Raw genomic sequence first — 289 nt, 5'->3', positions numbered from 1 at the left:
CATCGAAATATTTTGGGGGTAGTACAGATGTACTCGAAGGTATAGAACCAACTTTCCTTATTCAGGGGCAGACACATCGTAATGTTACGGATGCATTTACTGCTGTCAATACTTCTATCACAAATATTGATAATAAGATTTCCGATGTGGTAAAAAATAGTCTTGTTAAGCAAGACGGAGTTTCTGCTTCTATCACTATTGGTAAGGATACAGCTGGTACTGAGATCAATATTGCAGGATATGGTAAGGTCGCACGTTCCATTTCTGGTGTTAAGGCAGCAGAAACGGG

1 protein-coding gene is annotated in these 289 nt (G+C 39.8%); it reads left to right on the top strand.

The features are described 5' to 3' along the window. Window positions 1-289 (top strand): hypothetical protein (locus tag ACFILW_RS10000; RefSeq protein ID WP_375685761.1); only part of this gene is annotated, 289 nt, incomplete at both ends.

Origin of the sequence: Bartonella sp. TT110JLCBS (assembly GCF_042193405.1) — a bacterium.
Classification (GTDB): domain Bacteria; phylum Pseudomonadota; class Alphaproteobacteria; order Rhizobiales; family Rhizobiaceae; genus Bartonella.
The sequence above is the reverse complement of the archived record's forward strand: the minus strand, read 5'-3'. Positions and strand labels throughout refer to the sequence as shown.